The 12,255-nt window shown below is 60.6% G+C and carries 12 protein-coding genes and 1 pseudogene; 9 read left to right on the top strand and 4 right to left on the bottom strand.

Annotated features, from left to right (window positions below):
* Positions 1 to 133: 133 nt before the first annotated feature.
* Positions 134 to 1,831, top strand: coding sequence for a dihydroxy-acid dehydratase (ilvD, locus tag NW808_RS06585; protein ID WP_414420688.1), 1,698 nt, complete (start codon positions 134 to 136; stop codon positions 1,829 to 1,831).
* A gap of 49 nt (positions 1,832 to 1,880) precedes the next feature.
* Here the strand turns inward: ilvD and NW808_RS06580 are convergent, their stop codons facing one another.
* Entirely contained in the window at positions 1,881 to 2,288 is a 408-nt protein-coding gene (locus tag NW808_RS06580) for an ArsR/SmtB family transcription factor (RefSeq protein ID WP_414420679.1), read from the bottom strand.
* 121 nt (positions 2,289 to 2,409) lie between these two features.
* Between NW808_RS06580 and NW808_RS06575 the strand changes: the two genes are divergently transcribed.
* From NW808_RS06575 to NW808_RS06560, 4 genes and pseudogenes are all read left to right on the top strand, one after another.
* A complete protein-coding gene (locus tag NW808_RS06575) occupies positions 2,410 to 3,126 on the top strand; it encodes an MBL fold metallo-hydrolase (RefSeq protein WP_414410665.1) in 717 nt (238 codons plus the stop codon).
* Positions 3,127 to 3,223: 97 nt separating this feature from the next.
* Positions 3,224 to 3,550: pseudogene (locus NW808_RS06570) on the top strand (DUF29 domain-containing protein); the annotation flags it as partial.
* Between the two features lie 159 nt (positions 3,551 to 3,709).
* On the top strand, positions 3,710 to 4,276 hold the full coding sequence (locus NW808_RS06565; protein ID WP_414420687.1) for a rhodanese-like domain-containing protein: 567 nt from the start codon (positions 3,710 to 3,712) through the stop codon (positions 4,274 to 4,276).
* 11 nt (positions 4,277 to 4,287) lie between these two features.
* The gene (locus NW808_RS06560; RefSeq protein ID WP_414420678.1) at positions 4,288 to 6,069 is read left to right on the top strand and encodes a SulP family inorganic anion transporter; all 1,782 of its coding nucleotides are present in this window, start codon (positions 4,288 to 4,290) and stop codon (positions 6,067 to 6,069) included.
* On the opposite strand, the gene NW808_RS06555 is transcribed toward NW808_RS06560, so the two are convergent.
* Positions 6,044 to 7,300, bottom strand: a complete 1,257-nt coding sequence (locus NW808_RS06555; RefSeq protein ID WP_414420677.1) for a hypothetical protein — start codon at positions 7,298 to 7,300, stop codon at positions 6,044 to 6,046. The two genes, NW808_RS06560 and NW808_RS06555, sit on opposite strands and share 26 nt — an antisense overlap.
* A gap of 189 nt (positions 7,301 to 7,489) precedes the next feature.
* On the opposite strand from NW808_RS06555, the gene trxA reads away from it, so the two are divergent.
* Together trxA and lipB are read left to right on the top strand one after the other, a co-directional pair.
* Positions 7,490 to 7,822, top strand: coding sequence for a thioredoxin (gene trxA / locus NW808_RS06550; RefSeq protein WP_414394061.1), 333 nt, complete (start codon positions 7,490 to 7,492; stop codon positions 7,820 to 7,822).
* Between the two features lie 79 nt (positions 7,823 to 7,901).
* Positions 7,902 to 8,618: a lipoyl(octanoyl) transferase LipB gene (lipB, locus tag NW808_RS06545; protein WP_414410615.1), complete on the top strand. Its 717-nt coding sequence runs from the start codon at positions 7,902 to 7,904 to the stop codon at positions 8,616 to 8,618.
* A gap of 14 nt (positions 8,619 to 8,632) precedes the next feature.
* Here the strand turns inward: lipB and NW808_RS06540 are convergent, their stop codons facing one another.
* Both NW808_RS06540 and NW808_RS06535 read right to left on the bottom strand, forming a co-directional pair.
* Entirely contained in the window at positions 8,633 to 9,112 is a 480-nt protein-coding gene (locus tag NW808_RS06540; protein ID WP_414420676.1) for a tetratricopeptide repeat protein, read from the bottom strand.
* Positions 9,113 to 9,193: 81 nt separating this feature from the next.
* Entirely contained in the window at positions 9,194 to 9,775 is a 582-nt protein-coding gene (locus NW808_RS06535; protein ID WP_414420675.1) for a Uma2 family endonuclease, read from the bottom strand.
* Positions 9,776 to 9,923: 148 nt separating this feature from the next.
* On the opposite strand from NW808_RS06535, the gene purB reads away from it, so the two are divergent.
* On the top strand, positions 9,924 to 11,219 hold the full coding sequence (gene purB, locus NW808_RS06530; protein ID WP_414394053.1) for an adenylosuccinate lyase: 1,296 nt from the start codon (positions 9,924 to 9,926) through the stop codon (positions 11,217 to 11,219).
* A 9-nt stretch (positions 11,220 to 11,228) separates the two neighbouring features.
* Positions 11,229 to 12,209, top strand: coding sequence for an aspartate carbamoyltransferase catalytic subunit (locus NW808_RS06525; protein ID WP_414420674.1), 981 nt, complete (start codon positions 11,229 to 11,231; stop codon positions 12,207 to 12,209).
* Positions 12,210 to 12,255: the final 46 nt, after the last annotated feature.

Here is a 12,255-nt window from a genome sequence, read left to right as displayed (position 1 = left end):
CGTGGAAGCAGGAAGAAAGCGTCAACCTGGAGCAAAAGTCCGCTTTTGTCCAGCGTTGTATAAGTCTTTCAGAGCGGTAGGATGGGTTCTACTTGTATCCCAGCGGGGGCTTGTCGTCCCGCTCTGTTCCATGATGGCCAACCCTCCTTCTCCACTGCGCAGCCAAGTCGTCACCCAGGGAGTGCAGCGCTCTCCCAACCGCGCCATGCTCAGGGCAGTGGGCTTTCGCGATGAGGATTTCGGCAAGCCCATTGTCGGCATCGCCAACACCTACAGCACCATTACCCCCTGCAACATCGGGATCCAAGCCTTGGCCGAGCGGGCTGAAGCTGCCCTGAGGGAGGCGGGCTGCATGCCTCAGGTCTTCGGCACCATCACCATTAGCGACGGCATTTCCATGGGCACTGAGGGAATGAAGTACTCCCTGGTGTCGCGGGAGGTGATTGCCGATTCCATCGAGACGGTGGTCAACGGCCAGAGCATGGATGGTCTCTTGGCCATCGGCGGCTGCGACAAGAACATGCCGGGGGCGATGATCGCCATGGCCCGCCTCAACGTGCCCTCTATCTTTGTCTATGGCGGCACCATCAAGCCCGGCCACTACAATGGCCGCGACCTCACCATTGTCAGCGCCTTTGAAGCGGTAGGGGAGTATAGTGCTGGCCGCATCTCTGAGGAAGAGCTGCTGGCAGTCGAGCGCCACGCCTGCCCCGGTGCCGGATCCTGCGGCGGCATGTACACGGCCAACACCATGTCCAGCGCCTTTGAGGCTATGGGCATGAGCCTGCCCTATTCCTCCACCATGGCGGCAGAGGACGAAGAGAAGGCCGAAAGCGCCGCTCAATCGGCCAAAGTCTTGGCCGAAGCCATCAAAGCTAATATCCGGCCGCGGGACATCATCACCCGCCAGAGCATCGAGAACGCCATTTCGGTCATCATGGCCGTAGGGGGATCCACCAACGCCGTGCTCCACTTCCTGGCCATTGCCCACGCCGCAGAGGTGCCCCTGACGCTGGATGACTTTGAGACCATCCGCGCCCGCGTGCCTGTTCTCTGTGACCTCAAGCCCTCGGGCCGGTTTGTAACCACTGATCTGCACCGGGCCGGCGGGATCCCGCAGGTGATGAAGATCCTGCTCAACCACGGCTTGCTGCACGGCGACTGCCTCACCATCTCTGGACAAACAATTGCCGAAGTCCTGCGGGACGTGCCGGACGAGCCCAGCCCAGATCAAGAGGTGATTCGCCCCTGGCATAGCCCCCTTTACCCCCAAGGGCACATAGCCATCCTCAAAGGCAACCTTGCGCCCGAAGGGGCAGTGGCCAAGATCAGCGGCGTCAAGAATCCGAGGATCACGGGGCCAGCGCGGGTCTTCAACTCGGAAGAGTCCTGTCTGGAGGCTATCCTCGCCGGCCAGATTCGACCGGGGGACGTAGTGGTGATCCGCTACGAGGGCCCTAAGGGCGGCCCTGGCATGCGGGAGATGCTCTCCCCTACTTCGGCCATCATTGGCGCTGGTCTAGGAGATAGCGTGGGGTTGATTACCGATGGCCGCTTCTCTGGCGGCACCTACGGCATGGTGGTGGGCCATGTGGCTCCTGAGGCCTATGTAGGCGGCCCCATTGCCCTCGTGGAAGAAGGGGATTTGATCACCATCGATGCCCCTGCTCGCCTCCTCCACCTGCATGTCAGCGAAGAGGAGCTGGCCAGCCGCCGCGCCCGCTGGGTTCCGCCCGAGCCCCGCTACAAACGAGGTATTCTGGCCAAGTATGCCAAGCTGGTCTCCAGCAGCAGCCTGGGGGCGGTGACCGATCTGAACTTGTGGGATTAGACGAGAGGGGAGTTCGGGCTGCTGAGCCTTCCCCTGAGTACCGCCTCCCTCAAGAGCCTTCGCGGCTCAGCCTGCTGGAGTGAAGGGCCGCCAGCGGCTCCCATTGCTGGGCTTGCTGCTTAAGCCGCTTAATCAACTGCTTGCACACCACCTCGCACAGCTCAAAACAGACGGGATCTGCAATTTGGTAGTAGACACTCACGCCCTTGGGCTCGCGGCTGACGATCCCTGCCTGCGCCAGGATCTTGAGATGTTTGGAAACGTTGGCCTGGCCCATGCCAGTGGCCTCTAGGATTTGGGTGACGTTCTTGGGCCCCGAGCGCAACTGACACAGGATCTGCAGGCGGCTGGGCTCCGCCAAAACCTTGAAGTACTCCGCCACGCTGGTCAGCACTTCTGGCGTCAGGGTCAACTGGCGCTCGTCTTTGCCGCCTTTCGCGAGCTCGTCCCCATCCATAGACCGTCTTGAGGGCTGTGCTGGCTTGATTTTAACACTAAATGGTTATATAGTGTTTTTATATAGTGTTTCCAGAGGCCCAAATGGCGTTCAGGTCTTTGCCAACAGACAGAAGGGTAACATGCTATTTCGCCAACTGTTCGACGCCGAGACAAGCACTTACACCTACTTAGTTGCAGACCCAAACACCCGCGAGGCCGCGCTGGTGGATCCCGTGTTGGAGCAGGTGGAGCGGGACTTGAAGTTAATTCGAGAGCTGGGTCTGACGTTGAAGTACTGTCTCGAGACCCACGTTCACGCCGACCACATCACCGGCACGGGCAAGCTGCGCGAGTTGACCGGCTGCCAAGGGGTGGTGCCAGTCCAGGCCAAAGCCCAATGTGCCGACCGCTTCATTGGCCATGGGGAAACGCTGCAGGTGGGATCCATCACCATCGAGGCCATCGCCACCCTGGGCCACACCGACAGCCACATGAGCTATCGCGTCCATGGGGATCGCATTCTCACCGGAGACTCCTTGCTCATTCGCGGCTGTGGGCGCACGGATTTCCAAAGTGGGGATCCTGGCCTGATGTACGACCACGTTACGCAGCACCTGTTTACCCTGCCAGACGAGACGCTGGTCTATCCCGGCCACGACTACCGTGGGCACACCGTCTCCACCATTGGCGAAGAGAAGCGCTGGAACCCCCGCTTTGTGGATCTACAGACGGGCAAGCTGCGTTCGCGGGAGAGCTTCATCGCCTTGATGAACAGCCTCAACCTGCCTCAGCCCAAGAAGATCCAGGAAGCCCTGCCCGCCAACGAGCAGTGCGGCCAAGTGGCAGCCGCGGTTTAGTGGGGCAAACCCTCTTGGGTGGGAGAGCCTGGCTGTAAAGCCTGCGGGGCTAGCTAGACTTCTCCGAGCTGGCGGGTCAGAAGGGGGAGGGTTGAGAGTGGATCCAGAAAGTCTCTATGAGAAGGATTTCTATGCTTGGACTCAGCAACAAGCTCAATTTCTGAGGAAGCGGGCTTGGGAGAAGCTAGACCTGCCCCATTTGATTGAGGAGATGGAATCGTTGGGCAGGCAACAGCGGCAAGAGCTGCGCAACCAGCTGGGGGTTTTGGTGGGGCACCTCCTGAAATGGGAGTATCAGCCGCAGGCTAGATCGGTAAGCTGGCTTCTTACCCTACAGGTGCAGCGACAGGAGGTTCTAGATCTGCTGGAGGAAAACCCAAGCTTGAGGCCCTATTTGCCGGAGGCCATCTCCAAGTCTTACCTGAGGGCGCTCCAGCTAGCCCTGGAAAGACCAAGCTGCCCAGAAAGACTTTTCCCAAGACGTGTCCTTACGCTCCCGAGCAAATCCTGGATAGCCAGTTTTACCCTGGCGAGCCCAGCAGGTTGCTTGAGGAAGAAGGTTAGTTACCCGAGGAGGAAACCAATGACTGTAGCCCGACAAAATCCTACGCCTTCCGCTCAGCAGGAACGGGATCCTCGTCTTAAGGAGATCGACGCCCTGACCTTAAAGCAGTGGCTGGATCAAGGGCGGGTACAGCTCATCGACGTGCGGGAGCCGGGAGAATATGCCGATGAGCGGATCCCAGGGGCGATCAACATGCCTCTATCTACCTTTGACCCGGCCAGGGTGCCGGCCTCGACGCCGGAAAAACCGGTGGTGTTGCAGTGTCGCATGGGCAGTCGCTCCATCCGCGCTGCCTGTCAGTTGCTAGACCACGGCTGGCCGGAGGTGCTTAGTCTAAAAGGCGGGATTGAGGCTTGGAAGGCTGCCAAGCTGCCCACCACCCGCACCCGCAACGCGCCCATTTCGCTAATGCGGCAGGTGCAAATTGCGGCGGGATCCCTGGTGCTCACCGGAACCTTGCTGGGAGCCTTTCTCCATCCGGCCTGGCTGGTGTTGAGCGGCTTTGTGGGAGCTGGGCTGGTGTTTGCCGGGATCACCAACACCTGTGGTCTGGCGCTGCTTTTGGCCCGCATGCCCTGGAACTGAAGTCAGGCCCTATGAGCGGGATCCCTTCTCCCCAGAGAATCCTGGCGCGCTGCCTGCCCTTTGCTAGGGATTCCTTGTGGTGGCTTCGGTATTGGCCAGAGGATCTGCCAGGGGATCTCATTGCCGGACTGGTTACAGCCATTCTCCTGGTGCCTCAGAGCATGGCCTATGCGCTGCTAGCCGGGCTGCCTCCCCAGACAGGTCTCTACGCTGCTATCCTGCCGGTCATCGCCTACGGCTTTCTAGGATCCAGCCGGGCTTTGTCGGTGGGGCCGGTGGCCATCATCTCCTTGCTGGTGGCCTCGGGCTTGGAGCCGCTGGCTGAGCCGGGCAGCCCGGAGTACGGCCGGTTGGCGCTGGGCTTGGCTCTGGAAGCGGGCCTGATCCAGGTAGGGGTAGGGCTACTGCGGCTAGGGTTTTTGGCCAATTTCTTGAGCCGCTCGGTGGTAACGGCCTTCGGCAGCGCCGCAGCCCTAATCATCGCCTTCAGCCAGCTCCGCCATCTGTTGGGGGTGAAGATCGCCAACACCGAGTCCTTCTGGCTGCTGCTGCAACGGCTTTGGCAGAGCCTGGAGGGGGTAAACTGGGTCACCCTGGGGCTGGGGCTGTTGGCCATCACCCTCTTGGTGTACGCCCAGCAGAAGCTCCCCGCTCAACTGCGCCGCTGGGGGATCCCACCCCTCTGGGGCCTACTTCTCACCAAGGGCGCGCCGCTGGGAGCCGTCTTCCTGACCACGCTGCTGGTGTGGGGGTTGAACCTCTCGGAAAGAGCAGGAGTGGCGGTGGTGGGATCCATTCCGGCGGGTTTGCCCCCCCTGACCTTCCCTTGGCTGAGCTGGCCAGAGTGGCGAGCTTTGCTGCCCACAGCCTTGGCCATTAGCTTGGTGGGCTTTACAGAAAGCTATGCGGTAGGTCAGTCGCTGGCCAGCCAGCGGCGGCAGAAAGTGGATCCGAACCAGGATCTGGTGGCCCTGGGGGTGGCCAACCTGGCCGCAGCCGCAAGTGGTGGCTACCCGGTAACGGGTGGGATCAGCCGCTCAGTAGTTAACTTTCAGGCCGGGGCCAACAGCGGCCTGGCTTCGGTGGTGACGGGATCCCTGATAGCCCTGGCGGTGAGCTGGCTGATGCCTCTGTTTACCTTCCTGCCCCAGACGACCCTAGCAGCTATTGTGCTGGTGGCAGTGCTGGGACTGGTGGATTTTCACCCCTTGCTGCAGAGCTGGCGCTACGACCGCGGCGATGCCTTGGTTTGGTTGGCTACCTTTGCCGGCGTGCTGGGGATCGGGGTGGAGCCGGGGATTGGGCTGGGAGTGCTGGTGTCTATCCTCCTCTTCCTCTGGCGGGCCAGCCGTCCCCACATCGCCATTGTCGGCCAGGTGCCTGGCACCGAGCACTACCGCAACGTGCTGCGCCATGAGGTGATTACCGATCCGCGCATCCTGGCAGTGCGGGTGGATGAAAGCCTGTTTTTTGCCAACGCCGCCTACCTGCAGGAGTATCTGCTGCAAGAGGTGGCAGCGCAGCCAGCAGTGGAACAGGTGCTGCTGGTGGCCAGCGCCATTAACTTCATCGACGGCAGCGCTTTGGAGGTGCTGACTCAGTTGGTGGAACGTCTGCGCCAAATGGGGGTGGGCTTTGCCCTGGCCAAGGTGAAGGGGCCGGTGATGGATCGCCTCAAAATGGCGGGGTTTGTGGAGAAAGTGGGCGCCGAGCGCTTCTTCTTGTCCACCCACCAGGCGATGCAGGCTCTCAAATCCCAGGTGACCTCTATGCCGGCAGCCGCTTCCGGATGAGCACAATCGGCGTTTGCTCTGCCGCATTGCCCGCCGGGTTCTTGCGCAGAGCCTGCTCCACCAGCTCCCGCTCCACACCTAGGCTGGCCGCCAAGACGTTGACTTCGCCCAGGTCGTTGGCATCCACAATGGCCACCTCGTAGCCGGTCTGGGCGTGGAGCTCGGCCACCAGCTTGGCTGGATCCCGTGGTCCCAAGACAATGAACTGGTCATAGGGGGGCAAGGTGCCGGTGACATCGTCGATGAGATCCGCCTGCTCCCCCGCCAGGGCATAGAACACCCCTGGGATCCCCAGCAGCTTAGCCAGGGATCCCGCCACAAAGGCCCCCAGTACTCGCCAGGCCCCCGAACAGTCAATGAGCGTCTGCATCCCGTAGCAGCTTGAGAGGCTGGTCTTGGAGGGGAAGAAGTAGCACAGGGTGCGAGCCAGCCAGCCGGGCTGCACCTGCAGGGGATGGCGAAAGTGGCCCTGGACAATGGCTACAGCACTCTCGGAAAGGGCCACGACATCGCCGGGTTGGAAGTGGGGGCCCACGTAGCGCCGCAACACCTCAGCCAGGTCATCGCTGGGGGTGAGCAGATGGGTGGGAATGGCAGCCCAACTCACCAGCCCCTGCTGCTGCCAGCACAGCTCCGCCAAGGGATCCACTTCCTGCAGCGGCAAGATGAGGTGGCTAGTCTTGAGGGTACGCCGCTGCCGCCCGTACTGGACGTAGTCCAGCTCCAGCCAGGCCGAGCGCAAATCTGCCAGTCCTTCCCCCCCTAGTTCAATCTCGACTTCTAGGCCAGTCTGGCTTTGGGGGGTGATGATGTAAGCCTGCCAGTAGTTGTCTTGGCGGGGGGGCAAGTCGGGGTGACGGGAGCGGAGGCGAATTTGGGTATGGATCCCCTCGACGGAGCTGGTGCTGAGCAGATGCAGTCGCGGCTCCACCTGGGCCAAGGTGACCTCAAAAAGGGGGTTGAGATTGCGGGCCACGAAGTCAGCCTGGATGAGCCAGCGGTCGGGGCTGAGGCGGTTGAGGCGCCAGCTCTGCGGCTCCACCACCAAGCAGTCGGCAGGGCGGGTTCTTAGCCAGTACAGCAACGTCCCCCCGCTCAAGAGCAGGCCGGCCGCCACCTGGATCCAGGCCGAGGGATCCCACAGCCAACGCCCGATCCCCCAGAAGCTCAAGAGCATCCCACCCAGTACCCCGGCCACCACACCTCGGCTCACCATCCGGATTGTTGCCATCGGGATCCCACTCCTTCGTTAAGCCCTGCTAAAGCCTCTCCCTTCCTTCAAGTTCGCTCCCTAGACTACAGGTACCGGCCAAGCCCTAGCCATCCTACCGGGAAGCCGAAAGCAAGCTGTAGCAGAATCTCTACCCACATTTCCATCTCAAACACTTAGACTGCAAATAGGTTGCATTCTTTGGTTGCCATGGCCCAGAAACAGTGGTTCAAAAGCTTTGACGACATGATCCAGGGATCCAAAACTCCCATTCTGGTGGATTTTTACGCCACCTGGTGTGGTCCCTGTCAGGTAATGGCGCAGGTGTTGGAGCAGGTGAAGCCCCAGGTGGGGGACGCCATTGCTTTCGTGAAGGTAGATATAGACAAGTACCCCAACATTGCCGCTCGCTGGGGGATCTACGCCGTGCCGACCCTCATCTTGTTCAAGGACGGGAGGCCGGTTGACCGCATCGAGGGACTGCTGCAGCCTCGCGCCTTGGTGGAGCGGTTGCGGGCGCAAGTCAATCTGTCGGTAGGCTAGGTCCCGGCCGACGGCTAGTTCCCGGATAGGCAGCGAGGGCGGCACTAGGTCTTTGCCAGGGCTTGAGGGCTATTTGGGTGTGCCAGTTCTACACGTCCACCTGCCGGGAGAGGTGCCCTACCGCAAAGCCTGGGCTTGGCAGCAGACCAGACTGACCCAGATGATCCGCAATCCCCAGCTACCGGATGGGCTACTGTTGCTTACCCACCCGCCGGTGTACACCCTGGGGGCAGGGGCTGATCCCAAGTTTCTCAAAAGCCTCCCTGGACAGATAGGATCTCCGGACACTCAGCCAGAGTCCCCTGCTACTGGAGGGCCGGAAATCCTGCGGGTGGAGCGGGGCGGCGAAGTGACCTACCACGGGCCAGGGCAGTGGGTGGGGTATGCAATCCTCAACCTCAAACGCCACTGTCTGGATATCCACTGGTACCTACGCCAACTGGAGCAGGTGGTCATCGAGACTGTGGCTTACTTTGGCTTGAGGGGGGAGCGGATCCCTGGCCTAACGGGGGTTTGGGTGGAAGGGCACAAAGTGGCCGCCATTGGCATCAAGGTCTCCCGCTGGATCACCTACCACGGCTTTGCCCTCAACGTCTGTCCAGATCTAGCTGCCTTCGAGGCCATCGTGCCCTGTGGGATCCCTGACCGACCTGTGGGATCCCTGGTGCAGTTTTGTCCGGAGGTGACGATGGCTGCTGTGGCCCCAGTGCTGGTGAAGTCTTTTTGTGAAGTCTTCGGGCTGCAGGCCCAGGCAGTTTCCCTAGAGGAGTGGCTGGGGGGCAAGGAAGAAAGCTGAACTTAGCCGGTTGCTTACTCCACCCCCAATTGGCGCAGCAGTTGCTGAATGATGGTTTGATCGGCAAAGTTGCCGCTTTTGGAAAAGAGAGCCAACGCCTGGCGAAAGTCGGCCATAGCGGCCTCTCGCTTCCCCATTTGCAGGTGGGCTATGCCACGGCTGAAGTAGGCTTCCGGGATTCCCGGATCCAACTGGATGGCCCGCTCGGCATCGGTCAGAGCTTCTTGGGGCTGGCGCAAGGAGTTGTAAACGTAGCTGCGGTTCACGTAGGCCGGCGCATAGGTGGGATCCAGCTGCACTGCTCGATCCAGATCTGCCAAAGCCGCCACCGGATCCCCCCGCAACAACTTGAGGGATCCCTGCCAGTTGAACTCAGAAGCCGTTTTGGGGCCTGAAGTACTCTCAGCAGGAGTTGGCAAAGAGAGGGCAGGGGCAGCAGCCAAGAATGCTGTTAGGAAACTGATCAGGGCCACCCTTCCCAATCGACGCTTCATTGGCTCTGCACTGCTAAGGATCCCAAGCCACTCCAGCATAAACTGTCGGCAAGAGGGGCAACTCTTGAACCTCAATTGGACTTAAAAGGAAAGCTTCTGGAATAGATGAGAAACAGGCAGGGCAAACCCTGGAATGACTTCTTCACCCTCTAGAAGATCTACCGATTTGAGGAGACGATCGGGCTCTTCAGAGCTGCGATACACCAGGATGTAGTGCTCAATGGGGTGGACGAGCCAAACCAGGCGGCTGCCATTTTCAAAGTACTCCACCAGCTTGTCATGAATTTCTTCGATTGTATTGCCGGAAGAGAGCACTTCAACAGCCAGATCGGGGGCACCCTCTAAAAATCCTATGGGCAGTTCGGTCATGCCCTGCAAGCGTTCTTTGGCAAAAAAAGAAATGTCAGGGGAGCGCCAATTGCCACTCTTCATCTTAAAAGCAGTGCTGGAATCTAAAACGACTCCCAGCTTCTTGGACAAAACGTAGGGGGCTAAAGCCGCTAATAGGAGACTGCAGACATAACCATGGAGTGCCCCTGCACTTCCCATATCAATTGGCTTTCCATCAACAACTTCATAGCGATGCCCCTCTTTGGACAACGCCATGAAAGCTTCCGCTGTCCAAGATCTTCCTTCCTGCGATAGCGTAGCTCCAAGGGTCATCTGCAAACTCCCTGTTGCTTCTAGGTCAATTTCCCGCTCTTAAACAGTCTGGCGGCAGCGTAGGTCAAAGCTGCGGGGATAACTCAAGCGGGGAGGCCAAACGCTAGAATAGCTTGGCTTATCCTATCGTACTGACGGGAAAGGCACCTTGATCGAGCGCTACACTCTGCCGGAAATGGGCCAGATCTGGTCCACCGCCCACAAGCTCCAAACCTGGCTGCAGGTAGAACTGGCCGTTTGTGAAGCCCAGGCGGAGCTGGGGCGGATCCCTCAAGAGGCCCTGCAGGAGATCAAAGCCAAAGCCGCTTTTGACCCAGCGCGGGTTTTGGAAATTGAGGCGGAAGTGAAGCACGACGTCATCGCCTTCTTGACCAATCTCAACGAGCACGTGGGTGAGGCGGGACGTTACATCCACCTAGGCCTGACCAGCTCGGATGTGTTGGATACAGCCCTGGCCCTGCAGCTAGTGGCCTCTGTGGAGCTCCTGCAAGCTCGCCTAGCGGATCTCATCGCTGCGCTGCGTGAGCAAGCTCGGCAACACCGCTACACCCTCATGATTGGCCGCACCCACGGCGTCCATGCTGAGCCCATCACCTTTGGCTTCAAGCTGGCCGGCTGGCTGGCCGAGTGCCTGCGCCATCAGGAGCGCCTGGCGCGCCTGCGGGAGGTGGTGGCGGTGGGCAAGATCTCTGGGGCTGTGGGCACCTACGCCAATGTGCCCCCCCAGGTGGAGCAGTTGGCCTGCGCCCGCTTGGGCCTCAAGCCGGATACGGTCTCAACCCAGGTGATCTCGCGGGATCGCCACGCCGAGTATGTGCAGACTTTGGCCTTGATTGGGTCTTCCCTGGAGCGCTTTGCCACCGAGATCCGCCACCTGCAGAGGACGGAGGTGTTGGAGGCCGAAGAGTACTTTGCCCCCGGCCAAAAAGGGTCCTCCGCCATGCCTCACAAGCGCAACCCCATCAAAGCCGAACAACTGACAGGGATCGCTCGCCTCCTAAGGGGGTACGCCCTCTCGGCCTTGGAAAATATCCCCCTCTGGCACGAGCGGGACATCTCCCACAGCTCGGTGGAGCGGGTAATCCTGCCCGATGCTTCCATTCTCTGCCACTATTTGCTGGTCAACATGGCGGATTTGGTGCGCCACCTACAGGTTTACCCTGCCAACATGGAGCGCAACCTCACCCTCTACGGCGGTGTTGTCTTCAGCCAGCAGGTGCTTTTGGCTTTAGTGGAAAAGGGCTTGAGCCGTGAGGAAGCCTACCGTCTTGTCCAAGAGAATGCTCACCGCGCCTGGAACCAGCCTGGCGGGGATTTCCGCGCCAATCTGCTGGCAGATCCCCGGGTGATGGCCCACCTGAGCGAGGCGGAGTTGCAGGCCTGCTTTGACCCGCAGCGGCACCTTACCCACCTAGACGAGATCTTTGCCCGCCTAGGCATTTGAGGATCCCCTATGGTTTGGCAGCGGCAGCACGTTTTGGGCCTGGCGGATTTTGCTCCGGAAGAGTACCAGATCGTTTTGCAGACCGCCGCCAGCTTTCAGGAAGTGTTGACCCGGCGGCTGCCCAAGGTGCCCACCCTGCAGGGAAAGGTGGTAGTGACGCTGTTTTTCGAGCCTTCCACCCGCACCCGCAGCAGCTTTGAGCTGGCGGCTAAGCGCCTGTCAGCCGATGTGCTCAACTTTTCCCCCGGCACTTCTTCCCTGGCCAAGGGGGAAACCATTCTGGATACAGTTCGCACCTTCTTGGCCATGGGCTCCGACGTGCTCATCGTCCGCCACGCCCAGGCCGGGGTGCCGCAGCAGTTGGCCGCCGAGATCGACCGGCGCGGATCCCATACGGGGGTGTTGAATGCGGGGGACGGCCTGCACGAACACCCCACCCAAGGACTGCTGGATCTGTTTACCCTCTGTAGCCATCTGGATCCCCAGCGGCCTCGCCTCGAGTTGCTCCAGGGGGTGAAAGTGGCCATTGTCGGCGACATCCTCCACTCGCGGGTGGCTCGCTCCAACATCTACGCCCTGGTGGCTGCTGGCGCAGACGTCCACCTGGCCGGCCCACCTACCCTGCTGCCGAAAGACTTTGCTCAGTTTGTGCCCGGCCATACCCTACCAGTGCACTGGCAGTTGGAGCCAGCCCTGGAAGGAGCCCGCTTTGTCATTGCCCTGCGCTTGCAGCAAGAGCGGATGAGCGAATTCCTCCTCCCCAGCTTGCAGGAATACCACCACCTTTTCGGCCTCACCCGGCAGCGGCTGCGCCTGTGCCACCCAGAAGTAAGGGTCTTACACCCCGGTCCGGTTAACCGCGGCGTCGAACTCAGTTCTGAGGTGATGGAGGACCCCGACCTCAACCTCATTGAGCGGCAGGTTGCCCACGGCGTGGCGGTGCGCATGGCGCTGCTGTACCTGATGGGGGGCGGGCGGATCCCAGCCTAGAGCCCAGCTCTACCGCTAGTCTGGCTTGCTGGCGGCTCCTTGTTGG

Source organism: Synechococcus sp. W70.1, from assembly GCF_047461515.1.
Taxonomy (GTDB): Bacteria; Cyanobacteriota; Cyanobacteriia; order Thermostichales; family Thermostichaceae; genus Thermostichus.
This window is presented reverse-complemented; position numbering and strand designations above follow the sequence as displayed.

Bases quoted from the DNA above. Each gene is read 5' to 3' on its own strand.
- ilvD (WP_414420688.1), top strand. From the start codon at position 134: ATGGCCAACCCTCCTTCTCCACTGCGCAGCCAAGTCGTCACCCAGGGA.
- NW808_RS06580 (WP_414420679.1), bottom strand. From the start codon at position 2,288: ATGGATGGGGACGAGCTCGCGAAAGGCGGCAAAGACGAGCGCCAGTTG.
- NW808_RS06575 (WP_414410665.1), top strand. From the start codon at position 2,410: ATGCTATTTCGCCAACTGTTCGACGCCGAGACAAGCACTTACACCTAC.
- NW808_RS06565 (WP_414420687.1), top strand. From the start codon at position 3,710: ATGACTGTAGCCCGACAAAATCCTACGCCTTCCGCTCAGCAGGAACGG.
- NW808_RS06560 (WP_414420678.1), top strand. From the start codon at position 4,288: ATGAGCGGGATCCCTTCTCCCCAGAGAATCCTGGCGCGCTGCCTGCCC.
- NW808_RS06555 (WP_414420677.1), bottom strand. From the start codon at position 7,300: ATGGCAACAATCCGGATGGTGAGCCGAGGTGTGGTGGCCGGGGTACTG.
- trxA (WP_414394061.1), top strand. From the start codon at position 7,490: ATGGCCCAGAAACAGTGGTTCAAAAGCTTTGACGACATGATCCAGGGA.
- NW808_RS06540 (WP_414420676.1), bottom strand. From the start codon at position 9,112: ATGAAGCGTCGATTGGGAAGGGTGGCCCTGATCAGTTTCCTAACAGCA.
- NW808_RS06535 (WP_414420675.1), bottom strand. From the start codon at position 9,775: ATGACCCTTGGAGCTACGCTATCGCAGGAAGGAAGATCTTGGACAGCG.
- NW808_RS06525 (WP_414420674.1), top strand. From the start codon at position 11,229: ATGGTTTGGCAGCGGCAGCACGTTTTGGGCCTGGCGGATTTTGCTCCG.